The sequence below is a fragment of the Caulobacter segnis genome, from assembly GCF_031454995.1.
GTDB classification, from domain to species: domain Bacteria; phylum Pseudomonadota; class Alphaproteobacteria; order Caulobacterales; family Caulobacteraceae; genus Caulobacter; species Caulobacter segnis_E.
On sequence record NZ_JAVDRV010000006.1, the window covers coordinates 1 to 23,261 of the forward strand.

22 protein-coding genes, 1 tRNA gene and 1 pseudogene are annotated in these 23,261 nt (G+C 67.8%); 14 read left to right on the top strand and 10 right to left on the bottom strand.

Features of this window, described 5'->3' with window-relative positions; genetic code table 11:
- The 3 genes and pseudogenes from J2728_RS17500 to J2728_RS17510 all read left to right on the top strand — a co-directional run.
- Window positions 1-1,147, top strand: a pseudogene (locus tag J2728_RS17500) (ice nucleation protein); the annotation flags it as partial.
- A gap of 156 nt (window positions 1,148-1,303) precedes the next feature.
- Window positions 1,304-3,316, top strand: a complete 2,013-nt coding sequence (locus J2728_RS17505) for an O-linked N-acetylglucosamine transferase, SPINDLY family protein (RefSeq protein ID WP_310001233.1) — start codon at window positions 1,304-1,306, stop codon at window positions 3,314-3,316.
- On the top strand, window positions 3,313-5,727 hold the full coding sequence (locus J2728_RS17510; protein WP_404979791.1) for an FkbM family methyltransferase: 2,415 nt from the start codon (window positions 3,313-3,315) through the stop codon (window positions 5,725-5,727). Before J2728_RS17505 ends, J2728_RS17510 begins: the two co-directional genes overlap by 4 nt.
- A gap of 6 nt (window positions 5,728-5,733) precedes the next feature.
- On the opposite strand, the gene J2728_RS17515 is transcribed toward J2728_RS17510, so the two are convergent.
- The 3 genes from J2728_RS17515 to J2728_RS17525 form a co-directional block, all read right to left on the bottom strand.
- Window positions 5,734-6,534: an HTD2 family dehydratase gene (locus J2728_RS17515; RefSeq protein ID WP_310001234.1), complete on the bottom strand. Its 801-nt coding sequence runs from the start codon at window positions 6,532-6,534 to the stop codon at window positions 5,734-5,736.
- A complete protein-coding gene (locus J2728_RS17520; RefSeq protein WP_310001235.1) occupies window positions 6,534-7,700 on the bottom strand; it encodes an acyl-CoA dehydrogenase family protein in 1,167 nt (388 codons plus the stop codon). The genes J2728_RS17515 and J2728_RS17520 overlap by 1 nt, the downstream gene beginning before the upstream one ends.
- Window positions 7,701-7,822: 122 nt before the next feature.
- A tRNA-Lys gene (locus J2728_RS17525) sits at window positions 7,823-7,898 on the bottom strand.
- Between the two features lie 84 nt (window positions 7,899-7,982).
- Between J2728_RS17525 and J2728_RS17530 the strand changes: the two genes are divergently transcribed.
- Window positions 7,983-8,321: an Hpt domain-containing protein gene (locus tag J2728_RS17530; RefSeq protein ID WP_013078407.1), complete on the top strand. Its 339-nt coding sequence runs from the start codon at window positions 7,983-7,985 to the stop codon at window positions 8,319-8,321.
- A gap of 76 nt (window positions 8,322-8,397) precedes the next feature.
- The gene (locus tag J2728_RS17535; RefSeq protein WP_310001237.1) at window positions 8,398-9,225 is read left to right on the top strand and encodes an AIM24 family protein; all 828 of its coding nucleotides are present in this window, start codon (window positions 8,398-8,400) and stop codon (window positions 9,223-9,225) included.
- Between the two features lie 132 nt (window positions 9,226-9,357).
- On the opposite strand, the gene J2728_RS17540 is transcribed toward J2728_RS17535, so the two are convergent.
- A complete protein-coding gene (locus J2728_RS17540) occupies window positions 9,358-9,690 on the bottom strand; it encodes a chorismate mutase (protein WP_310001238.1) in 333 nt (110 codons plus the stop codon).
- Window positions 9,691-9,738: 48 nt separating this feature from the next.
- Window positions 9,739-10,695: a transcriptional regulator GcvA gene (gcvA, locus tag J2728_RS17545; protein ID WP_310001239.1), complete on the bottom strand. Its 957-nt coding sequence runs from the start codon at window positions 10,693-10,695 to the stop codon at window positions 9,739-9,741.
- A gap of 231 nt (window positions 10,696-10,926) precedes the next feature.
- On the opposite strand from gcvA, the gene cobA reads away from it, so the two are divergent.
- From cobA to J2728_RS17570, 5 genes are read left to right on the top strand one after another with little or no spacing between them, the layout of a single operon-like run.
- Window positions 10,927-11,793, top strand: coding sequence for a uroporphyrinogen-III C-methyltransferase (gene cobA, locus J2728_RS17550; protein ID WP_310001240.1), 867 nt, complete (start codon window positions 10,927-10,929; stop codon window positions 11,791-11,793).
- The gene (locus J2728_RS17555) at window positions 11,790-12,155 is read left to right on the top strand and encodes a DUF2849 domain-containing protein (RefSeq protein WP_310001241.1); all 366 of its coding nucleotides are present in this window, start codon (window positions 11,790-11,792) and stop codon (window positions 12,153-12,155) included. The genes cobA and J2728_RS17555 overlap by 4 nt, the downstream gene beginning before the upstream one ends.
- A 6-nt stretch (window positions 12,156-12,161) precedes the next feature.
- Window positions 12,162-13,820, top strand: a complete 1,659-nt coding sequence (locus J2728_RS17560; protein ID WP_310001242.1) for a nitrite/sulfite reductase — start codon at window positions 12,162-12,164, stop codon at window positions 13,818-13,820.
- Complete coding sequence (locus tag J2728_RS17565; RefSeq protein ID WP_310001243.1) at window positions 13,804-14,310, top strand: DUF934 domain-containing protein; 507 nt, start codon at window positions 13,804-13,806, stop codon at window positions 14,308-14,310. The genes J2728_RS17560 and J2728_RS17565 overlap by 17 nt, the downstream gene beginning before the upstream one ends.
- A complete protein-coding gene (locus J2728_RS17570) occupies window positions 14,310-15,044 on the top strand; it encodes a phosphoadenylyl-sulfate reductase (RefSeq protein WP_310001244.1) in 735 nt (244 codons plus the stop codon). Before J2728_RS17565 ends, J2728_RS17570 begins: the two co-directional genes overlap by 1 nt.
- Here the strand turns inward: J2728_RS17570 and J2728_RS17575 are convergent.
- Both J2728_RS17575 and J2728_RS17580 read right to left on the bottom strand, forming a co-directional pair.
- Window positions 15,041-16,141, bottom strand: a complete 1,101-nt coding sequence (locus tag J2728_RS17575) for an ATP-binding protein (RefSeq protein WP_310001246.1) — start codon at window positions 16,139-16,141, stop codon at window positions 15,041-15,043. The two genes, J2728_RS17570 and J2728_RS17575, sit on opposite strands and share 4 nt — an antisense overlap.
- A 47-nt stretch (window positions 16,142-16,188) precedes the next feature.
- Window positions 16,189-16,878, bottom strand: coding sequence for a response regulator (locus J2728_RS17580; protein WP_310001248.1), 690 nt, complete (start codon window positions 16,876-16,878; stop codon window positions 16,189-16,191).
- A 248-nt stretch (window positions 16,879-17,126) separates the two neighbouring features.
- Between J2728_RS17580 and J2728_RS17585 the strand changes: the two genes are divergently transcribed.
- Window positions 17,127-17,762, top strand: a complete 636-nt coding sequence (locus J2728_RS17585; protein WP_310001249.1) for an outer membrane protein — start codon at window positions 17,127-17,129, stop codon at window positions 17,760-17,762.
- A 46-nt stretch (window positions 17,763-17,808) separates the two neighbouring features.
- On the opposite strand, the gene J2728_RS17590 is transcribed toward J2728_RS17585, so the two are convergent.
- Both J2728_RS17590 and J2728_RS17595 read right to left on the bottom strand, forming a co-directional pair.
- Window positions 17,809-19,992 (bottom strand): acylase, encoded by a 2,184-nt coding sequence (locus J2728_RS17590; protein ID WP_310001251.1) that lies wholly within the window; start codon window positions 19,990-19,992, stop codon window positions 17,809-17,811.
- Between the two features lie 95 nt (window positions 19,993-20,087).
- Window positions 20,088-20,612 carry a 3D domain-containing protein gene (locus tag J2728_RS17595; protein ID WP_310001253.1) on the bottom strand — a complete coding sequence of 175 codons (525 nt, stop codon included), beginning with the start codon at window positions 20,610-20,612 and terminating at the stop codon, window positions 20,088-20,090.
- A gap of 199 nt (window positions 20,613-20,811) precedes the next feature.
- Here J2728_RS17595 and J2728_RS17600 point away from each other — a divergent pair, with 199 nt between their 5' ends.
- Genes J2728_RS17600 through J2728_RS17610 form a run of 3 tightly spaced genes read left to right on the top strand, consistent with a single transcriptional unit; the run spans window position 20,812 to window position 22,894 of the window.
- Window positions 20,812-21,399: a glutathione S-transferase family protein gene (locus J2728_RS17600; protein ID WP_310001590.1), complete on the top strand. Its 588-nt coding sequence runs from the start codon at window positions 20,812-20,814 to the stop codon at window positions 21,397-21,399.
- A gap of 15 nt (window positions 21,400-21,414) precedes the next feature.
- Complete coding sequence (locus J2728_RS17605) at window positions 21,415-22,443, top strand: phospholipase C/P1 nuclease family protein (RefSeq protein WP_310001254.1); 1,029 nt, start codon at window positions 21,415-21,417, stop codon at window positions 22,441-22,443.
- A gap of 4 nt (window positions 22,444-22,447) precedes the next feature.
- Window positions 22,448-22,894, top strand: coding sequence for an NUDIX domain-containing protein (locus J2728_RS17610; RefSeq protein WP_310001255.1), 447 nt, complete (start codon window positions 22,448-22,450; stop codon window positions 22,892-22,894).
- Here J2728_RS17610 and J2728_RS17615 read toward each other — a convergent pair.
- A complete protein-coding gene (locus J2728_RS17615; RefSeq protein ID WP_310001256.1) occupies window positions 22,891-23,238 on the bottom strand; it encodes a UrcA family protein in 348 nt (115 codons plus the stop codon). The two genes, J2728_RS17610 and J2728_RS17615, sit on opposite strands and share 4 nt — an antisense overlap.
- Between the last annotated feature and the right edge of the window lie 23 nt (window positions 23,239-23,261).

Here is a 23,261-nt window from a genome sequence, read left to right on the forward strand (position 1 = left end):
TCTGTCCTCGACGCAGCTTGGCGCGATCAGCACGGCCAACATCAGCCAGCTGGCGACCACGCAGCTGGCGGCGCTGACGACGACGCAGGTCAAGGCGCTGACGGCGGGCCAGTTGGGGGCGTTGAACGCCACCAACGTGGGCGCGCTGGCCACCACCCAGATCGCGGCGCTGACCTCGACCCAGATCGCTGGCCTGGGCGCGGGGAACTTCTCGGCGCTGAACGCCACGCAGATCGGAGCCCTGGCCGACACGCAGATCAAGGCGCTGACGACGTCGCAGCTGAAGGGTCTGACGACGACCGACATCGGCGAGCTGTCGAGCACGCAGGTGGCGACCTTGTCGGTGGCGCAGCTGACCTCGCTGTCGGCGACCAACGTCTCGGCGCTGAGCGCGACGCAGACCAAGGCGCTGACGACGACGCAGATCAAGGGTCTGACCACGGATCAGCTGAAGGGTCTGTCGGCGACGGACCTGGGCGAACTGGCCGACACCCAGATCGCGGCTCTGACGACGCCGCAGGTCGCTCTGCTGACCTCGACCCAGACCGGGCAGCTGTCGACGACGCAGGTGGCGGCGCTGGCCACCACGCAGATCACCGCGCTGACGACGACGGCGTTCTCGTCGCTGACGGCGACGCAGGCGGGGGCGCTAACGACGACGCAGGTCGCGGCGCTGACGACGGCGCAGCTGAACGGGCTGACGACCACGGATATCGGCGAGCTGGCCACCACGCAGGTGGCGGCGCTGACGACGAGCCAGGTGGCGGCGCTTTCGGTGACCAACCTCACGGCGTTGAACGCCACGCAGTCCAAGGCCTTGACCGCCACGCAGCTCAAGTCGCTGCTGAGCACTCAAATCAAGGGCCTGTCCTCGGTGGATGTCGGCGAACTGGCCAGCACCCAGGTCGGCGCCTTGACGTCGACGCAGATCGGCCAGCTGACCACCACGGTGATCGGCGCGCTGACGACGACCCAGGTGGGCATGCTGCAGGCCAGCCAGATGGCGGGCCTGACGATCACCCAGCTGGACTCACTGTCGACGACGAACATCGAGGCGATGAGCAGCACCCAGGCCAACGCCTTGACCCAGACCCAGGTGCAGAGCTTCAGCGCCGCCCAGGTCGAATCGTACATCAAGGTCATCTAGTCGAGGTTCCCGGCGCCCGCGTCTTCACGCGCGGGCGCCGGGCGCCGCCTCTGGCCCATTGGTCGAGGCTCCCTTCACATGTCATGATCCCGTTCGGCTGACTCGCGCGCCGTCCTCGTCGACGCCTGTCCGCCGTCCAAGTGCTTCAGGAAGACCATGGCCGACGTCGATACGCTGGACCTGCTGACCCAATTGACCGCCGAGAGCTTTTCGCTCGGCGACCTGATCGTCCTAACGGCCGGTATGGCGGATCGCCCGGCGCTGGCGGATCAGGCCTACAAGATCTGGATTCAGTTCAACGCCGGGCACCCGCAACTGAGCGTCGCCCACTTCAATCGCGCCGTTCTGCAGGCGGTTTTGGGCGACTCCGCGGGCGCGGCGGCGTCTCTGGAGGCCGCGATCGCGCTGAACGCCGATTTCCTTCCGGCCTATGTCAATTTGGGCGGCATCCAGGAACGCGCTGGCCTGACCGAATTGGCGATCGCCACGTGGGAGGCCGGGGCCAACCGCTCGGCTGTGCCCAGCGGCGTCAACACCGGCTACGCCTTCACCTGCCTCAAGCAGATCGCGCGCGTGCTCAGCGAGACGCATCAGACCGCCCGCGCCGAGATCGCGTTGCAGCGGGCGGCCGATCTGGATCCCCACGCGCTGGACGTCCTGGGCCAGCTCGTCGCGGTCCGCATGACCCAGTGCAAGTGGCCGCCCATTCAGCCCAATGACCGGCTGAGCCGAGATGTGCTGTTGAAGGGGGTCAATCCGCTGTCGATCGCGGCCCTGACCGATGATCCCCTGCTACAGCTGGCCGCCGCCAATCGCTTCATCGAGCGCGAGGCCATGGCGACGCCCGAGCAGATCCGGATCGATCGTCGCGACGCGCCGATCGATCCGACGGGGCGTCGCCCCCGGATTGGCTACATCTCGTCGGACCTGAGAGATCACGCCGTCGGCTATCTGATGGCGGAGCTGTTCGAGGTGCATGACAAGGAGAAGGTCGAGGTCTTCGCCTACTACTGCGGCCCCGAGTCCAGCGACGGCCTGAACACCCGCATCCGCGCGGCGGTCGAGCATTTCACCGACATCCGTCCGTTGACGGATGATCAAGCCGCCCAGCGCATCGCCGACGATGGGATCGACATCCTGGTCGACGTCAATGGCCACACCCGCGACGCGCGGACCGCCGTGTTCGCGCGCCGTCCGGCTCCCATCCTGGTCAACTGGCTGGGCTATCCCGGCACGATGGGCAGCGACTATCACCACTACATCATCGGCGATGACTGGATCATCCCGCCGGAGATGGAGCGCTACTACTCGGAGGCTGTCCGCCGGATTCCCTGCTATCAGCCCAATGATCGTCGCCGGAAAGTGGCCGAGACCTGCCCGACCCGGGCGGAGGCCGGCCTGCCAGAAGACGCCTTCGTATTCTGCTGCTTCAACGGCCCGCAGAAGATCACCTCGCACGTCTTCGACCGTTGGATGGAGATCCTGAAGCGCGCGCCTGGCAGCGTTCTGTGGCTGCTGGACAGCAATCCGGAAACGAACACCCGTCTACGCGAGGCGGCCGAGGCACGCGGGGTGGACCGCGCTCGCTTGGTCTTCGCGCCGAAGATGCCGAACGCGCATCACCTGGCGCGCTATCCGCTGGCTGATCTGTTCCTCGACACGACCCCCTATGGCGCGCACACCACGGCGTCCGACGCCCTCTGGATGGCCGTGCCCGTGCTGACGTGGTCGGGCCGCTGCTTCGCCTCGCGGGTCTGTGGCAGCCTGGTGCGGAGCGCGGGGCTTCCGGAACTCGTGGTCGACAGCGCCGAAGCCTATGTCGAGAAGGCCATCGAAATTGGTGCCGATCGCGAGAAGGCCAAGGCCTTGCGCCAAGTCCTCGAGGCTAGCCGCGACAGCTGCGTGCTCTTCGACATGGATCTGCTCGCCGGCAAGCTCGAGGCGCTATACGGCGAGATGATCGCTGAATACCAGGCCGGCCGTCGCCCCCGGCCGAACCTGACCAACCTTCCGACCTATCTCGAGATCGGGACCGCCCTGGATCGCGACGACCGCGAGATGCAGGCCGAGCCGGACCTCGACGCCCTGTATCGGTCCGAACTGGCCCGTCGCCATCTGGTCAAGGCCCAACCGGCTGATGGCCGCCTCTGGGAGGGCGGCGATCAATGAACCGCGCGCAGCTGGAAGCCCTGAAGCTGGACGGCTACGCGCCGCGCACGATGCTGGACGTCGGCGCGCATATCGGCACCTTTTCCTTGGGCTTTCTGCAGGCGTTTCCCGACTGCGTCCCCACGATGGTCGAGCCCAATCCCTTCTGCGAGGAGGCCCTGGCCAAGCTGCCGTTCGAGCGCCACATGGCCGCCGCCTCGGACGAGAATGGCGAGGCCGAGCTGTTCCTGACCCAGGAGTGGCTGCAGTCGACCGGCACCTCGCTCTATCGCGAGAACACCGACTTCTTCCGTGACGAGGTGACGATCAAGCGCACCGTGCCGAAAGCGCGGCTTGACGACCTGTTCAGAGGGCGTCGGTTCGACTTCGTCAAGATCGACACCCAGGGGTCCGAGCTGGACGTATTGCGCGGCGGCGAGACCGTCCTTCGCGGCGCGGACTACATCCTGATCGAGATCTCGCTGGTCAACTACAACGCCGGCGCCGCGCCGGCCGAGGCGGTGTTCGCCCAGCTGGCCGCGATGGGCTTCGAGCCGGTCGACGTCACCGACTTCCATCGCCTGCGCGGCGTCCAGGAGGGCGGTCTGCTGCAGATCGACCTGCTGTTCCGCCGCCGCACGGCGCGACCGTCGCAGTTCGGCCGTCTGACGGCGCTCAACGACCTGGGCGGTCTGTTCGCGCATCTGCGCGCTCGCAAGGCCCAGAGCCCGGATTTCCGCGTGCTGCTGATCGGCGGCGGCCCGGCCGGATGGCCCGAGGATCTGCGCGACGCCACCCTGGGGGGCGACGGCGAATTTCCTGGCGACTTGTCCGACGCGGGGACCTATCGCGCGATCCTGGCCCATGTGGCGCGTCACGGCCGCTTCGACTACTGCGTCGCGCCGCACGTGCTGCAAACCCTGGCTCGGCCGTCGGTGCTTCTGGAACACCTGCCGCTGATCGCGGAAGCGGGTTGGATCACCACGCCGTCGCGTTATCTTGAGGTCCTGAAGCCCGAAGGGCGGCATCGCGGCTACGCCCATCATCGGTGGATCGCCGACCATCTCGACAACGCGTTGGTCCTGGCGCCAAAGGCCCCGCTGATCGAACACATGGACTTTCCGGACGAAGCGGCCTGGAGCCAGGCGCCCGAACGGTTCGAGCTGCAGGTCGGATGGCGCGGCGGACTACGCTTCGAGCTTCTGGCCGGGGAGGGCGCTCTGCCGCCGCACGAACGGGCGGTGTCGTTGCTGTCGCGGTTCCTCGAAGGCGGCGTGATTGACGGGCCCGTTTCGCATTCGGCGCCGGTGGCCATCGATATCGAGGGCGAACTGAAGGCGGCCTTGGCGCAGGCGCGCGATCCCAATTCCGGACTGCATCCGCTGGGCCGGCTGAAGTTCTACCACGACGCGCTGGGCCTGATCCTCTGCGCGCCGCTGACGGCGGAGCGTCTGGAGATGTTCGAGGCGCTTCTCGTCGAGGCGAGGGCGATGGATGTCCAATCGCCGGGTCCGCAATGGGACGGCTGGGCCATGCACTATCGCGTGGTGCTGGACGCTCTGACGGACGCGAATATCGCCGGACCGACGCCCCCGGCGGTCGATGACGGGCCGGGGACCTTCCTGACGGGGAAGGGCAAGACCCTCAACGCCAAGGGTCTCAAGGCGCACGCCGACAAGCTGGGAGCCCAGGTCGTCTTCTTCGCGGCCGCCGACGCGCGCTATGTCGAGCTCTACGGACGGCTGCTGGCTCGCTCGGTGTTCAAGCATAGCGATACGCCATGCCTGGTGGTCATCCACGTCATCGGCGGCGCCGGGCGGCTGGCCGAGGCCGCCGCCACGGTCGGCGTCGACGACGCCCGCTTGATCCTGACCGGCGATGACTTCGACGCCTCGGCCCTGACAACGCGCTGCTATGAAGCGCCGCCGACGGAGTTGATCGAAATTCCGGTGGCGCATTACCAGTCCGTGCGCTTCCAGCGGCTGGGCGGCTTGTTGGACTTGCTGCAACGGCCGGTCTTCGTGTCCGACATCGATCTGCTGTTGCAGCGTGGCGTGGAAGACCTCCTAGAGCGCTGGAGCGACGCCGATTTCGTGATCAACGAGAACGAGGGCAACACCCAGGCGGGCTCGCGCGTCACCGCCAACCTGCTGCTGGCCCGCCCGACGCCCGCGACCGCCGTGATGCTGCGCTGGCTGCGCGCTTATCTGGATGAGCGTCTGTCGCGCGAGACCGTCACCCGCTGGATAGATCAGGTCGCCCTCAATCTGGCTCGCCATCATCTGGCGCTGCACGTTCCGAACGCGAAGGTGGGGACCTTCGACACCCTCAGCGACATCAACAATCTGATGTTCAGCGAGTACATGCCCGGCCATCCCTTCCGGTTCCTGTCGCTGTACCACGGCTTCGACATGTCGACGTTGGAGGACTAGACGGCCTCAGACGGTCGCCTTCGCCTTCATCAGGATCGCGCCGCCGCTCTTGGCCCAGAGGTCGGCGCCGTCGTCGTCCAAGCGCCCCTCGGCGGTGATCGTCTCGCCGGCGAACGCCGGCTTGAGGGCGCGGAAGGTGAAGCGTTTCAGCGGCTTGGCGGGCATGGCCTCGAGCAAGAGCAGCGCGATGAGCGGGCCGTGCCCGACGAGGCCGGGATAGCCTTCGACGCGCGTGGCGTAGTCGAGGTCGTAGTGAATGCGGTGGCTGTTGGACGTCGCGGCGGAAAAGGCGAACAGCAGAAGCGGATCGGTCTGCGTGTCGCGGCTCCAGTCGGCGGCCGGTGGCGGATCGGCGTCGGTCGTTCGCGGGGCGGGCGGGGCGGCCGTATAGACGATCGTCTGTCGCTCGGTGACGCGCGCCGCGCCGGCCTGACGGAAAACCCGCTCCAAGGTCACGAAGGTCAACGGACCACTCGCGCCGCTCTTCTCCTCGATATTGACGATCGTCTCGACCAGGTCGGTCTCGACGTCGGCCAAGAGAGGGCCGGTGAAGGTCATCTCGGCCGCCGCGAACATCCGGCGGGGCGCGTCGATCGGCGGCAGGAACAGGCCGCGCCGGGGATGGCCGTCGCGGCCGAGATCGGACCTCCTGACCGGCTCGCCCAGGCATGCCCAGTGCCAGGCCGGCGGGACCTCCGAGGGCGGCGCGGGGCGGTCCAGGACCGCCGCCAGGCGCGCGAGGTCCGAAGCCTCCAGAACCGCCGCCCGTCGCCGCTGGCGGCCGATCCAATCGGCATGGGCGCTCATCAGTAGGATCGGGGCAGGCCGAGCACATGCTCGGCGACATAGGCCAGGATCAGGTTCGTCGAGATCGGCGCCACCTGATAGAGGCGGGTCTCGCGGAACTTGCGCTCGATGTCGTACTCCTCGGCGAAGCCGAAGCCGCCGTGAGTCTGAAGGCACATGTCGGCTGCCGCCCACGAAGCCTCCGAGGCCAGCATCTTACCGATATTGGCCTGCTCGCCGCACGGCTGACCGGCGTCGTAACGCGCGGCCGCGTCGTAGATGGTCAGGCGGGCGGCGTGGCTCTGCGCGTAGGCGCGGGCGATCGGGAACTGCACGCCCTGGTTCTGGCCGATAGGACGGCCGAACACGACGCGGCTGTTGGCGTAGTCCCGGGCCTTGTCGATCAGCCAGGCGGCGTCGCCCAGACACTCGGCCCCGATCAGGATCCGCTCCGCGTTCATGCCGTCCAGGATGTAGCGGAAGCCCTTGCCTTCCTCCCCGATCAGGCTGTCGGCGGGGATGACGAGGTTGTCGAAGAACACCTCGGTCGTGGCGTGGTTCAGCATGGTGGCGATCGGCTTGATCGTCAGGCTGTTCCCCTTGGCCGCGCGCATGTCGACCAGGAACACCGACAGGCCGTCGGCCTTGCGCGTCACCTGATCCTTGGGGGTGGTGCGGGCCAAGAGGACCATCAGGTCGGAATGCTCGGCCCGGCTGGTCCAGACCTTCTGGCCGTTGATCACATAGGCGTCGCCCTCGCGCCGAGCGAAGGTCGAGATCGAGGTGGTGTCGGTCCCGGCGGTGGGCTCGGTGACGCCGAACGCCTGCAGGCGGATCGAACCGTCGGCGACCCGGGGAAGCCAGGCTTCCTTCTGCGCCTGGGAGCCATGCCGGAGCACCGTCCCCATCGTGTACATCTGGGCGTGTAGCGCCGCGGCGTTGCCGCCGCTGGCGTGGACCTCCTCCAGGATCGCCGCCGCCGCCACCAAGCCCAGACCGCCGCCGCCGTACTCTTCGGGGATCAGCACGCCTAAAAGACCGGCCTTGGTCATGGCCGCCACGAAGTCGGTCGGATAGGCCTTCTCGCGGTCCAGGCCGCGCCAGTAGGCGGGCGGAAAATCGCGGCAAAGCGCGCGCACCGTCTGGCGCAGGGCTTCGATCAGTTCGGGGTCGGCGAGGGCGGACATGAGGCCAGCTTCGAGCCTCTCGGCAGCCGCGTCCAGACTCCCGTTAAGTCAGCGCCGCGAGCCCGCGAGGCGGCTCGCGGCCGCTTGCGCGGCCCCGTCTAACATACTGATTTTAGAAGGAATGGTGGGTGTACAAGGATTCGAACCTTGGACCCGCTGATTAAGAGTCAGCTGCTCTACCAACTGAGCTATACACCCATTCGCGGTTCCGAAGCACTTGCGAGCCCCGGCGGCGAGGCGCGGAACATACGCAATGATTTTGGGAGCGCAAGAGCTTTTTTCATGGCGAGACGAGATATTAGCGGAGCCGTGGATTTCGCTTACCTGGAAGGGTTCGCGGCGGGGGATTCCACGGTGATCGACGAGGTGCTGGCGCTCTTCCGCGAACAGGCCGCGCTGTGGACGCCGATGCTCGATCCGGCTCATCCAGGTTGGAAGGACGCGGTCCACACCGTGAAGGGCGCGGCGCGCGGGGTGGGGGCCTTCGCGCTGGGAGAGGCCTGCGAACGCTGCGAGGCGGGCCAGGAGAGCCTGGACGGCGTGCGGACGGCCCTGGACGTCGCGCTGATGGATATCGCCGCCTACGCCCACGAACGGGCGCTGCGCTCCTTGAAGGGCTGACAATCTGACCCAGCTGTAATTGGCGCCGACGCCAGGGTCTGGCTAGAACGGCGCTCCAAGACACGAGGAGACGTCCATGCCCACCAGCCCCTGGAGCCATCAGCGCAGCGCCAACGTCGCCGATGACATCGACTTCGAGATCAAGGGCGATGACCTGCAGTTCGTCGAGATCGAGCTCGATCCGGGCGAGAGCGCGGTGGCCGAGGCCGGCGCCTTCGTCTGGAAGGACGCCACCGTCCAGATGACCACCGTCTTCGGCGATGGCTCGGGGGACCAAGGCTGCGGCTTCATGGGCAAGCTGCTGGGCGCGGGCAAGCGTCTGGTCACGGGCGAGAGCCTGTTCACGACCGTCTTCACCCACACGGGCTCGGGCAAGGCGCGCGTGGCGTTCGCCTCGCCGACGCCCGGCTCGATCCTGCCGCTGAACCTGGGAGAGCTGGGCGGAACGTTGATCTGCCAGAAGGACAGCTTCCTGGCGGCCGCGCGCGGCGTGTCGATCGGCCTGCACTTCCAGAAGCGGATGATGACCGGCCTGTTCGGCGGCGAGGGCTTCATCATGCAGCGCCTGGAAGGCGATGGCTGGGTGTTTGTCCAGATGGGCGGCGCCCTGGTCGAGCGCGAGCTGGCGCCGGGCGAGGAGCTGCACATCGATACGGGCTGCGTCGCGGCTTACACGCCCAGCGTCGACTTCGATCTCGTCATGGCCGGCGGCGTGAAGAGCGTGCTGTTCGGCGGCGAGGGCCTGTTCTTCGCTCGCCTGCGCGGTCCGGGTAAGGTCTGGATCCAGTCGCTGCCGTTCGCGCGCCTGGCCGGCCGCATGCTGCAGGCCGCCAACCACCAGGGCGGCAACCAGGGCGAAGGCTCGATCCTGGGCGGCCTGGGCCGGATGATCGACGGGAACTGATGCTCGCGCCCTTCTCCCCTTGCGGGAGAAGGTGTCAGCGAAGCTGACGGATGAGGGGTTTCTCGGCGTCGCCGCGCGACCCCTCATCCGGTCCTTCGGACCCCCCTCTCCCGCGGGGGGAGAGGGAAAGGCTTACGAGCCCTTCGTCCGGTCCCAGCTGTCGTATTCGTAGGCGATGCAGCGGTCGATCAGTGTGCGCCAGACCGGTTCGGCGATCGCCTCGGAGAGGCCGGACGCGCGGGCGGCGACCTTGACCTTTTCCACCACGTCCTCGATCCGCGCGCGGTCGAAAACCTTGGAGCGGTCCGGCTTGATGCGGGCGGCGGCGTCCATGAAGGCCTGACGCTCGGTCAGGAGCTGGACCAGGGCCCGGTCCAGGGCGTCCACGCCCTGACGCACATCGGCCATGGTCTGGCAGTCGGCGGGCGCAAGACGCGCGTCGACCGTGAGAGTCGTCGTTTTCATGGGCCTCTTAAAGCCGGTTCCGGTGACAGAAACCAGAGCCGCGAAAGGCTAAATGCCCGAGCCGTTGTCCATGGTCTGCAGAGCCGCTTCGTGCGCCTCCGCCTCGGCCTTCAGCCAGTTCACGAACGCCTTGACCTGCGGCAGGCGGCCCTTGGCCTTGGGGTGGACGACGTAATAGGCGAAGTCCACGGCGGTGGAGGCCTCGAACGGGATCACCAGGCGCCCGGCGTCCAGGTCGGCCTGGGCCAGGGTGCGCTTGGCTAGCGCGATGCCGCGGCCGTTGGCGGCGGCTTCGATCACCAGGCTGGACTGGTTGAAGCGCGGACCGCGGGCGCCGTCGACGCCCTTGATCCCGCGCGCCGCCAGCCACATCGCCCAGTCGGGGCAGCTGTCGTCGGCGTCGGGCGAGCCGTCGTGAAGCAGGATGTGGTGCGCCAAGTCGTCGGGGCGCTCCAGGGCGTTCTGTTCCAGCAGTTCGGGGCTGGCGACGGGCACCACCGACTCCTGCATCAGGCGGATGACCTCCAGGCCCGGATAGCGGCCCGAGCCATAGCGGATGGCCATGTCCACCTCGCCGGTGGCGAAGTCGACGACCTCCATGCCAGCCGATAGCCAGACGTCGACCTGCGGATGAGCCTGCTCGAACTTGCCCAGGCGCGGCACCAGCCACTTGGCGGCGAACGAGGGCGCGGCGGTCAGCGTGAGTCGGCGGCCATCGACGGCGGCGGTCAGCAGGGAGGCGGCCTCGGCCAGCCGGTCGAAAGCCTCGCGCAGGGCGGGCAGGGCGGTCTGGGCCGCGTCAGTCAGCAACAGGCCCTTGGGCGTGCGCTTGAACAGCGCCGCGCCGACATAGTCTTCGAGATTCTGGATCTGCTGGCTGACGGCGCCGGGCGTCACCGACAGCTCGTCGGCGGCGCGGCTGAAGTTCAGATGCCGCGCGGCCGCTTCGAACGCGCGCAGGGCGTTCAGGGGCGGCAGGCGGCGGCGCTCGTTGGGTCTTTCCATAGTTTTACTGAACGCCCCGGCAGAAGTCCTTGTTTGCGAATTGGCCTCTTCGGGCCGAGTTTGCAAGCGTTCGCTGGCGGATTGGCCCTTTTCGCCGGCTTACACCGTGGGGTGGCCTCCAAGGCCACCCCACTAATTTTCAAGGTTTTTGGCCGGGGTCGTCTTTAGGGGCGACCCCGTCTTGCATTCCACCGTCTTATTCCCAGTGCGCTGATAGAGGTTCTAAAACCCATGGCTCGCCAGCCGCCCCGAAACAGGAAGCCTGGCCTCGTCGCTATCGGCGGGACGCGGGCCCGGCGCGCCCTGGGCGCGGTGTGGCTGGTCGGCGCCGGCCCGGGCGATCCCGACCTCCTGACCTTCCGCGCCTTCAACGCCCTGAGGGGCGCCGACGTCGTCGTTCACGACGGCCTGGTCTCCGAAGAGATCCTGGACCTGGCGCCCAGCCGCGCCCGGCGGATCAACGTCGCCAAGCGCAAGTCGCGCCACACCCTGCCGCAGGACGACATCAACCAACTGCTCGTGGCCCTGGCCCTCGACGGCCTGACCGTCGTGCGCCTGAAGGGCGGCGATCCGTTCCTGTTCGGTCGGGGCGGCGAGGAGCTGGCCGCGTGCCGCGAGGCTGGGGTCGAGTGCCATGTGGTTCCGGGCGTCACGGCCGCCCTGGCGGCCAGCGCCAACGCCGGCGCGCCGCTGACGCATCGGGGCAGCGCCCAGGCGGTCACCTTTGTCACCGGCCATGCGGCGCACGGCGAGCCGGATCTGGACTGGACCGCCCTGGCGCGTCCCAACCAGACCGTCGTCGTCTATATGGGCATCTCGACCGCCGGCCTGATCGCCGAGCGCCTGATGGCCGCCGGCCGCCCCGGTTCGACCCCCGCCCTGATCGTCGAGAACGCCAGCCGCGCTGACGAGCGCCGGGTCCTGACCACCCTGGCCGGCCTCGCCGAAGCCGCCCAAGGCGTGAAAGGCCCCGCGTTGCTGATGGTCGGCGAGGCGATGGCGATGGCTCAACAGGGTTCAGCCTCGCTCCGCCAGTGCGCGAGCGAGGTTTCGGAATGGCTCCCGGCCGTGGCGGGGATGAGCGGAGTAACCGAGTGAAAGCGATCACCGCCAACCGCCTGATCGACGGCGAGGTCGTGTTCTGGAAGTCGGGACAATGGGTGGACCGTTTCGGCGACGCCCAGCTGTTCGACGACCACCACGCCGCCGATGTCGAGGCCGCCGTCGCCACCGGCAAGAGCCAGCCGACCGTGGTGGTCGACGTCTATCCGATCGACCTCGTCCAGTCCGAGGGCCGCTGGGCGCCGCTCAGCTATCGCGAACGCATCCGGGCGCTCGGCCCCTCCAATGAACCCACGCACGGCAAGCAGGCCGAGGGCGGCGACGTTGTCGAGGCCCTCCGCCACGCCGCGGGCGCGGCGCGCTCGACCGGCCGCGTCGATCTGATCCGCAGGAAGTAGGGCGGCATGTACCAGTACGATCTCATCGACAAGGAATTCCTGGCCGACCGCTCGGCCGAGTTCCGAGGGCAGGTCGCCCGCCGCCTCTCGGGCGAGCTGACCGAGGACCAGTTCAAGCCGCTGCGGCTGATGAACGGCCTTTATCTGCAGCTACACGCCTACATGCTTCGCGTGGCGATCCCCTACGGCTCGCTGAACCCGACCCAGGCTCGCCGCCTGGCCCAGATCGCGCGCGACCACGACAAGGGCTACGGCCACTTCACCACGCGGCAGAACATCCAGTTCAACTGGATCAAGCTGAAGGACGCGCCGGAGATCCTGGACAAGCTGGCGGAGGTCGATCTCCACGCCATCCAGACCAGCGGCAACTGCATCCGCAACACCACGTCCGACCCGTATGCCGGCGCGACGGCCGAGGAGGTCGACGACCCGCGCGTCTGGTGCGAGGTGATCCGCCAATGGTCGACCCTGCACCCGGAATTCTCGTTCCTGCCGCGCAAGTTCAAGATCGCCATCACCGCCTCGGCCAAGGACCGCACGGCGGCTAAGGTCCACGACATCGGCTTGCTGATGCGCAAGGGGCGCGACGGCCAGCTGGGCTTCGAGGTGATCGTCGGCGGCGGCCAGGGGCGCACGCCCTATGTCGGCCCGACCATCAGAGAGTTCCTGCCGACCGACCGGCTGCTGAGCTATCTGGAAGCGGTCCTGCGCGTCTACAACCGCCACGGCCGCCGCGACAACATCTACAAGGCCCGGATCAAGATCCTGGTCGCGGCCCTGGGTGCCGAGGAGTTCGCCCGCCAGGTCGAGGAGGAGTGGAGCAAGATCGACGCCGCGCGCGCCGACCTGCCGGCCTCCGAGCTGGCCCGTATCCGCGCCGCCTTCGCCACGACGCCGTTCGAGACCCTGTCGGCGCGCTCGGAAGCCTTCGAGACCGCCAAGGCCCATGACCCGGCCTTCGCCCGCTTCGTCCGCAACAACGTCCGCGCCCACAAGCAGCCGGGCTATGCGATCGTCGAGATCTCGCTGAAGGCCCAGGAGCAGACGCCCGGCGACGCCTCGGCCGACCAGCTGGACGTCGTCGCCGATCTGGCCGAGCGCTACGGCTTCAACGATCTGCGCGTCACCCACGCCCAGAACCTCGTCCTGCCGCATATCAAGCTGGACGACCTGCCGACCGTGTTCGCGGCGCTGCAAGCCGCGAACCTGGCCACGCCCAACATCGATCTGGTCAGCGACATCATCGCTTGCCCGGGCCTCGACTACTGCGCCTTGGCCAACGCCCGCGCGATCCCCATCGCCCAGGACATCGCCCGCCAATTCGCCGATCTCGATCGCGCCGAACAGGTCGGCGAGCTGAAGATCAAGATCAGCGGCTGCATCAACGCCTGCGGCCACCACCACGTGGCCCACATCGGTATCCTGGGAGTCGATAAGAAGGGCGAGGAATTCTACCAGCTGTCGCTGGGCGGCTCGGGCGCGGAAGACGCCTCGATCGGCAAGATCCTGGGTCCGGCGCTTCCCGCGGACAAGGTCGCCACCGCCGTCGACCAGCTGGTCGGCGCCTATCTCGCCGTCCGGACCGACGGCGAGCGCTTCCTCGACACCTATCGCCGCGTTGGCCTCGAGCCCTTCAAGGAGGCTGTCTATGCCCAAGCTGATTGAGCTGGTGGACGGCGAGGCTCGCTGGACGGACGACACCTTTGTCTCCGTGGCCGACGAGGACGCCATCCCGGAAAGCGGCGATGTGATCCTGTCGCTGGCCCGCTTCCAGGCCGAGGGCGATGCGCTCCTGGCTTCGAACAGTCGCCGCGTCGGCGTGCGGATCGAGCCGGACCAGGAGGTCGAGGCGCTGGCCTATGACCTGCCGCGTATCGCCGTGGTCGCCCTGGCTTTTCCGAAGTACCGCGACGGTCGCGCCTACACCTCGGCCCGCCTGCTGCGTGAGCGGTTCGGCTATCACGGGCAGGTCCGCGCGGTGGGCGACGTGCTGCGCGAGCAGGCCGGCTTCATGGTCCGCTGCGGCTTCGACGCGTTCGAGCCGGCCGACGGCGCCACGCCGGAGGTCTGGAGCAAGGCCGCCCAGCGCTTCCGCCACGTCTATCAGCGCGCGGCCGACGCGCGCGCCGTGGCGTTCGAGGAAAGGGCCTCCTGATGGCCTACGACCAGAGCGCGGGGACCGCCGCGGGTCTCGCGGCCCGGCTGGACGCCGAGCTGCGCGAGGCCCATCCGCTGACCGTGCTGCGCGCCGCGCACGACCACTTCGGCTCGCGCCTCGCCCTGGTCTCGTCGTTCGGCGCGGAGTCGGCCGTGCTGCTGCATCTGGCCTCGCAAGTCTCCGCGAGCATTCCGGTCCTGTTCCTGGACACCGGCATGCTGTTTGGCCAGACGCTGGACTACCGCAAGACCCTGGCCGCTCGGCTCGGCCTGACCGATGTCCGGGATCTGCGACCGGCCTATGCCGATCTGGCCACCCAAGATCCTCAATCCGACCTTTGGCGCACCAGCGTCGACGCGTGCTGCAACATCCGCAAGGTGCTGCCGCTGGACCGGGCGCTGGGCGGCTTCGACGCCTGGATCACGGGGCGCAAGCGCTTCCATGGCGGGGACCGCCTGAGCCTGCCGGTGGTCGAAGCGGCCGACGGCAAGGTGAAGTTCAATCCGCTCGCCAACTGGGGCAAGGCCGAGCTAGAGGCCTATGTCGCCGAGCACCGGCTGCCAGCTCATCCGCTGGTCGCCCAGGGGTACGCCTCGATCGGCTGCTGGCCCTGCACCCAGCCGTCGGATGACGGCCGTTCAGGACGCTGGGCGGGCCAGGAAAAGACCGAGTGCGGCATCCACGTCGCCCGCGCGCCCGGCGTCGCGCCGAACGTGGGTGGGGATATTTAGCCTCCTTCGGCCGCGAACCGCAGCTCGACCGCGGCGCCACCTCCGCGGCGGTTGCTGATCTTGACCTCGCCGCCATGCGCGTCAGCCAAGGCCTTCACGACCGACAGCCCGAGGCCCGAGCCGCCGGTGGCGCGGGTGCGTGAAAGGTCGGCGCGCCAGAAGCCTTCGAACGCTCGGTGGTCCGACGGGAAGCCCGGTCCACGGTCGGCGACGCGAAGCAGACAGACCCCGTCGCGCCGCTGGGTGCTGACCCAGAGACGACCGCCGTCGGCCGCATAGCGCCTCGCGTTCTCCAGCAAGGCCAGCAGCATCTGTCGCACCCGAACCGGGTCGGCCCGAACGGGCGTTGGATCCAGCTCGGCCTCGACGCTCATGCCCGCCGCCTCGAACCGTGGTCGCATGGAGCGCAGCACCGAACAGGCCTCGGCCGCGAGGTCGCAGAGGCCGATCTCCAGGGCCAGGGCTCCGGACGAGGCTAGGCTGACCGTCCGCAGGTCGTCGATGATGCGCGACAGATCCTCCACCTGCGTCAACAGGGCGCGCATGTGCTGGTCGTCGCGTGGGAAGACCCCGTCCAGGGCGCCCTGGATGTACCCGTTCAGGATGGTCAGGGGCGTGCGCAGCTCGTGGGCGACGGCGGCGGTCTGGAAGCGCATGCGGCGCTCGGAGTGTTCCAGGGCCTCGGCCTGGGCGTTGAAACCGTCGATCAAGCCCTGCAACTCGCGCGTCAGCTTGGGCGGCGGGGCGATACGATGGCTGAAGTCGCCGGCCGCCACCTTGCGCGCGCCTTCGATGACGGCGTGGACCGGGGCGGCGAAGCGGCGAGCGATTAGCCCGGCCAGCCAGACGCATACGGCGATGACCATCAGAGAGAGCAGCGCGACGCCTATATAGCTGAGCACCGTCGCGCGCGGTTGTTCGCCCGACATGGTGTTCATCAGCAGCAGCATGTCCGCGTTGGACGGCACGCGGTTTTGGTTCAACTGGTCGACGGCGTGGAGGAGACGAGCGGAAAGGCGGCCCTTGATCTCCAGCTCGATCAGCTTGTCGATCCCGGCCGACGCGGTGGCCACGAAGAGGACCGCGCCTGCCAGCATGGCCGCGATCGCGCTCCCCAGACGGTGGGCGAAGGTGGGCGGCGGCTTCACGCGGCGACGAGGCGGTAGCCGACGCCGCGCACATTGATCACGAAGCCCGTGGCCCCCGCCGCATCCAGCTTGCGCCGCAGGTTGCTGACATGGCTGTCGACGGTGCGTTCCAGGGCGTCGCTTTCGGGCAGGCAGGCGTCGAGGATCTCGGCCCGGCTCAGCACCTTCATCGGCGCGCCCAGGAACCGCACCAGAATGCGGAACTCGCTGAGTGTCAGGTTCAGCACGGTGGGGGGCTCGTCCAGGATCACCCGCGCCACGTGGGCGGTCAGGTTGGCCTCGATAGGACCTTGGCGTAGCAGTTCCGCGCGGGCGCCGCCCGCGGTCCTGCGCAGCACGGCCTTGACCCGCGCGACCACCTCGGCCGGGTTGAAAGGCTTGACCACATAGTCGTCAGCGCCCATCCGCAATCCGGTGAGGCGGTCTATGTCCTCGGCCATGGCGGTGGTGAAGATCACGGGCGTGTCGCCGCGGCGCCGCACCTCGGCCAGCACGGCGTAGCCGTCCTTCTTCGGGATATTGATGTCCAGCAGCATCAGCGCGGGGTTGAGGCTGTGGTGTTGGGCCAGAGCGGCCTCGCCGTCGGCGGCGCAGACCACGCGCAGGTGTTCGCGCTCCAGATAGGTCCGCAGGATACGAGCGATGTTGGGGTCGTCCTCGACCACGCAGATCAGCGCGTTTTCCATCTTAGAGTCCTGAGGCGTGAGCGGCGATCTTGGCGGGGGACTGTCGAGATTTCGTGGAGGTTTGGCGAACGGCGCGCGAGCCTCATGCAAGGCCCGCGGATTGGCGTCGTGGCAAATGAATTACTCTTAAGGTCGCCCCGACACGGTCTCGACAGTTCCCCCGCGGACCCTCCATCACTCGCCGCCACCTAGGCTCCATCCAAGCCAGCCTCTCGACTGGCGTAGTCAACGAATGTGGAGTCTCTTTCATGCTGAAAACCACGATCATCGCCGCGGTCTTGCTGAGCGCCGCGGTCGCCGCCCCCGCCATGGCCGAGGAAGGCGATGTGTTGAGCGGCTTCTACGGCGGCGCCGAGGTCGGCTACGGCAAGTCCAAGACCAAGCTGAATCTCACACCCAAGATGGGCGCGCCCATGTCAGGTTCGAACAACAAGACCGGCTTGGACTATGGCGGCTTCATCGGCTACGGCGCGGTGGTCGGCGAGAGGCTCTATTTCGGCGCGGAAGCCGGCCTGGGCGGGGGTGGCGGCAAGGCATCGCGGACCCTGTCCGGCGCGAAGGTCTCGATTGACCCGGGCCTGCGCTATGGGGTGGCCGCCCGCGCCGGCTTGGTCGTGGCCGACGACTCCCTGGTGTACGCCAAGGTCGGGCTGGAGCGTCGCAAGCTCGAGACCTCGATCACCGGTTCCAAGAAGAAGGTCACCGAAAAGGGCTTGGTCTATGGCATCGGCTATGAGCAGCAGCTGACCGCCAACCTGGCCATGCGCGGTGAGCTGCTGCGCGTACGCTACGACGACAAGACGGTGAACTTCTCGACCGGCGACAAGGTCAAGCTGGACGGGAGCGAGACGCGCCTGAACCTCGGAGCCGTGATCCGGTTCTAGACGGCGCCTGGCGTCATCCCGCTCCCTCGCCCTCGCGGGATGGCGCTTACTCTCCCGGCCGATACGTCCGCACCGCGTGCTTCTTCACGTCCTCGGGATAGAAGTAGACGTCCCGAAGGTTGCCGATCGCGTAGCGCGGCGCCTGGTCGTTGAAGTGCGGCGAGGCCGGGTCGCCGCTTTCGCCGCCGGCCGAGATGGCGCGGGCGCGGACCTTGTCGCCAAACTGCACGACCGCCACGAAGCTGTTGCCCAGCGTGCCATAGTACTTCTTGGTCCCCGGCCAGCGCTTGGCGCCGAACGAGGCCAGCGAACCCCACTGCGCCGAGGTGAACGGGACCGGGATGCTGGGCTTTGCGTCGTCGAACGTCTGGACGATCGACCCGTCATTGCGCTGGAAGCGATTGATCTGGCCCCATGGCGTCTTCCAGGACCCGAAGTCGGCCGTCAGGCGGTCTGATGCCTCGGCCAGGCTGGCCAGCTTCTCGGCCGGGGTCAGTTTTTCGGCCATGTAGTCGTAGGTGTTCAGCCCTTGCGCCTTGGCCGCCGGCGCGGCCTTGGCCCACATCGCCTCGCCCCAGAACACGGCCAGAGAGGTCTCGGTCGAGCGCGCCGACCACTTGCGGTCCCAGGCGCTCAGCGCCGCGACCTGCTGGGCGACCTTGGCCTTCAGCGGATCGCCGTCGGGCGTGGCGGCATAGGCCGCTTCCAGGGCCGGGATCAGTCGGGCGAAGGCGGTCAGGTAAGGGTCGTAGGCCTTCTCGATCAGGCCGCCCAGGGTGAGGTCCTTGACGTCCTTGAGCACGAGCTCGGCGTGGAGGCCGCGCGGGTTTTCGCCAAAGGTGTCCATGTACTTCGGATAGTCCGCCTTCTTCGGGCTGTAGGGGCCCGCCGCGGTCCACGGCCAGTTGTTGGTGTTGAAGGCCCAGCCCGTGGGCGGGTTGACCGCCTTCGGCGTCTTGTCGAGCGGGGTCAGGCCCTTCCAGTCCGTCGCGGGATCGGCGCCATCCACCGGCTTGGTGTAGTCGAAGCGGTCGTCGCGGATCGGGATGAACTGCGGGTGCAGATAGGCGATCTGGCCCTTGCTGTCGGCGAACAGGGTGTTGTTCGACGAATTGGCCTTCAGCTCCGCCACCTTCATGAAGCTCTTCAGGTCGGTGGCCTTGGTGCGCAGGAACGACTGCTCTAGGGCCTCCACCGGCTTGTTCATCAGGGCGATGCTGATCCACTTACCGTCGGCCTCCCGGACGATCGGGCCGTGGTGGGTCTTGAAGACGGTGAAGCGCTTTTCGGCCATCGCGCCGTCGGCGGCGCGGTAGGGGACGGCGATCACCTCGGTCTTCAGCGGCCGCAGTTCCGCGCCGTACTTGTAGAAGCGCTTTCCGTCCTTCTCGATAATCGTCTCGGCGAACTCGTCGACCACGTCGACGCCGCTGGAGGTGTGCATCCAGCCGGCCTTGGCGTTGAAGCCCTGGTAGATGAAGAACTGCCCCCAGGTCGTCGCGCCATAGGCGTTGAGGCCCTGATCGCTGGAGACCTGTATCTCGGAGCGGAAGAAGAAGCTGGTGTGCGGGTTGATCAGCAGCATGGCGTGACCTTCCAGCGTGTTCCTCGGCGCGATGGCGATCCCGTTCGAGCCCTTGGGCTCCTTGAACAGCAGGCCTTTCTCGTCGGCGGTCATGGCCAATTGCCGCTGGCCATAGAAGCTTTCGAGCTGGGTGAGAGCCACGCGCTCGATATCGCCGCCGATGCTGCCTTCCGAGAAGCTGAGCGCCATCCAGGGCTCGAAGCGCTTGATGACCTTGGGCTTCACGCCCGGATGGGTGGCCAGATAGTAGTTCAGGCCGTCGGCCCAGCCGTTCATCAGCGCCTTCAGCCAGGCGGGGCTTTTGGCGTAGTCGGCTTTCAGGACCGCCGGATCGATGAACAGTTTCTGGCGCAGGTCGGCCCAGATCGCCTTCTCGCCCTCCGCCTCGGCCGTGCGGCCAAGCGCGGTCATGAAGTTGGTCTCGACGCGGTTGAAGTCGTCCTCGGCCTGGGCGTAGGCCATGCCGAACACCGCGTCGGCGTCGGTCTTGCCGTGGATGTGGGCGATGCCCCAGTCGTCGCGGGTGATGGAGACGGCGGCCGCGCGGACCTTCAAGCGGGGCAGGTCGTCAGCGGCGCGGGCCGGTGTCGTGGCGAGGGCCGCGCTCAAGGCAAAGGCCAACACGCTGGCCGATAGATTTCGCATGATCGTCCCCCAAACCGCTTACCCCGCGAGAACCGCGATCCAAGCCGAGTTTGGAGATCAACGCCAGTCCGCGCCGCGCGGGCGGACGCAAACTGCTATTGCGGCGGGCAGCCCTTGAACTCGCCGACCTTGCTGACCGACAGGCTGGTGAGATCGATGCCGCGCAGGGTTTTCATCGACGCCGCGCCGAAGCCGCTGAACAGGTCGAGCTTCAGGCCCTTGATCGCCCCGCCAATGTCGGAGGCGTACCAGTAGCCGTCGTGCTTGCCGCCGTCCGGCATGGGCAGGCCGACGGTTTCCTTGATGAAAATGACCGTGCGGCGCGGGATCACCTTGGGATCGACCGCGACGGTGCGCATGGCCGCGACCTTGCAGCCCAGCGAGTCGAACGCGCGGATGCCCTTGGCGCCGGCGTGGTACATCGTCGCCCGCATCTTGTACTCGACCGAACCGGGCAGGGCGCCGCCGCCCAGGGCGGTGCTGATCAGCTCGCCCAGCGGGTCGACGCGCTGCATCTGGGCGGACGCGGAGTCCTGGTCCGGAGCGGCGTTGGCGAGGGCGGGAGCGGCGAATGCGGAGATGACCGCGGTGGCCAAAATTCCGGCGAGCTTGCGTCGCATCGAGGGTGTCCTCTTATCGGCGTGTCTGTCGGGCGGGGGTCTGGATAGTCCGATCACGGCCTCGTGACAACCCCAGCCACCACCCACGACCGGCGAGATTCGCCCGATGAGCGAAAAACGAGCATGGATTCAGCGGCTTGAAACCTGGCTGTTTCCCGTCGATTTTCCCCGCTTCGGCAGCTTCACGGAAGGAACCGCCATGGTGATGCGCATCTACGGCGACTCGATCTCGGGCAATTGCCTCAAGGTGAAGTGGGTCGCCGAGCATCTGGGCTTGGCCTTCGACTGGGTTGAAACCAGCGTGCTCACGAGCGAGACGCGGACGCCGGCGTTCCTGGCGATGAACCCCGCCGGGCAGGTTCCGCTGGTGGTGTTCGACGACGGGCGTCCGCTGGCGCAATCCAACGCCATCATCCTGCATCTGGCCGACGGCTCCTCGCTGATCCCCGGCGACCCCTATGCGCGCGCCAAGATGCTGGAGTGGATGTTCTGGGAGCAGTACAGCCACGAGCCGTACGTGGCCGTGGCGCGGTTCCAGATGCTGTACCTTGGCAAGCCGCGCGAGGATCTCGAGCCGCGACTGGTGGAGCGGGGAGGGCAGGCCCTGGCGCGCCTCGAAACACAGCTGCGACAAACGCCGTTTCTGGTTGGCGACAATGTCACCCTGGCGGACGTCGCCCTGGTGGCTTACACCCGCGTCGCGCATGAGGGCGGGTTCGACCTCGCGCTCTTCCCGGCCGTGAAGGCCTGGGTCGGGCGGACCGAAGCCGCCCTCGGCATTATTTGATCTCGGAGTCCGTCCTTGCGTCTCTCGACCAGCCTGAAAGTTCTCGCCCTGGCCGTCGCGGTCTCCGCCCCGGCTCAGTCGGCGCTCGCCTGGGGGGCTTCGGGCCACCGGGTCGTCGGCGTCGCCGCCGCCTCGACGCTGCCGGGCGACGTTCCGGCCTTCCTGCGCACGCCGCGAGCGGTGGCCGCGATCGGTGAGTACGCGCGCGAGCCGGATCGCTGGAAGGGCTCGGGCAAGATCCACGATCATGACCGCGATTCAGCGCACTTCCTGGACGTCGATGACCAGGGCCGCATGTACGGCGGTCCGGCCTTCACGGTGGCCACCTTGCCGCCGACCCGCGCCGACTACGAAAAGGCCCTGCAGGCCGCTGGCGTCGATAGCTGGAAGGCCGGCTATCTGCCGTACGCGATCATCGACGGCTATCAGCAGCTGGTGAAGGACTTCACCTATTGGCGCATCCTGACCGCGGCCGTGAAGACCGAGAAGGACCCGACACGGCTGGCCTACTACAAGGCCGACCTCATCCGTCGCGAAGAGCTGCTGCTGCGCGACCTGGGCGTCTGGGCCCACTATGTCGGCGACGCCAGCCAGCCCTTGCACCTGTCGGTGCACTACAACGGCTGGGGCGACTATCCCAATCCCAATGGCTACACCCAGTCGCGCGCGATCCATGGGCAGTTCGAGGGGCCGCTGACCAAGGCCTTGGCGGACGAAGCGTCGATCAAGGCTCTGGTGCCGGCCTACAAGGCTTGCGACTGCTCGATCGAGACGCGCGTGGTCGGCTATCTCACCGAGACCTGGAAGCAGGTCGAGCCGCTCTATCAGCTGGAAAAGGCTGGCGGCATGGTGGAGACCGATCCGCGCGCCAAGGCCTTCGTCCAGATGCGGGTCGCGGCGGGCGCGACCGCTCTGCGGGACCTGGTCGTCGACGCCTGGCGCGAAAGCGCCAACGGCAAGATCGGCTACCGTCCGGAGATCAGCGTCGCGGATGTCGAGGCCGGCAAGGCCGATCCGTGGTTCGACCTCTACGGCAAGGACTAGGGTCTTGCTGAGGTTCGGCTCGCCCCTGCCGGGGCTGACCTATCTCGACCGGCGCGCGGCGTTCGGCGTGGTCGAGAACGCGGTCGGCCAGATCGCGCTCGCCCAGGTGACCAAGCCTGGCAAGGCGCCGTACTTCGACCTGCCGGGTGGGGCGGTGGATGGCGATGAGACGGAAGAGCAGGCCGTGGCGCGCGAATTTGGCGAGGAGACGGGGCTGGTCGTCGAAGCCATCCGTCTGATCGACACGGTCTCCCAATACTTTCTGAAGTCCGACGGTCAGCCGGTCCGCAATCACGGCGGGATCTACGCCGCCAGATTGAGCGGGGAAGATCCGGCCTTGAAGGTGGAGGACGACCACGCGCTGGTCTGGCTTGACCCGCGCGACGCCGTGGTCGCTCTCCGCCACGACGCCCATGCCTGGGCGGTGGCGGCCTGGATGCGCCGGAGCTAGTTCGCCGCCAAGGCGACCTTGGCGCCGGCGCGGTTCGCCATGCGCAGCTCCGCGACCTGCTTTTCCGACAGCGCTTCCTTCACCTCGTCCTTGAAGTCGGCCACGCAAGCGCGGGCGGCGAGCCCTCGGGCGCCGAAGGCGTCGCAGGTGTCGCGGGCGGCGAGATCGACGCGACGGGCGAAGCGCTTGGCGTCCGTCGGGTCCGAAAGGCGCAGATCGCCGACGGTGATGCGGGCGACGGGCTCCTGGCGTTCGGCGGCGTGGGCGGCGGTGAGGCCGATGATCGGGGTGGCGGCCAGGGCCAGGGCGGCGACGGCGGCCATGCGGCTGACGATCTTGTTCATGATGGATCCCTCTCTTCCGTATT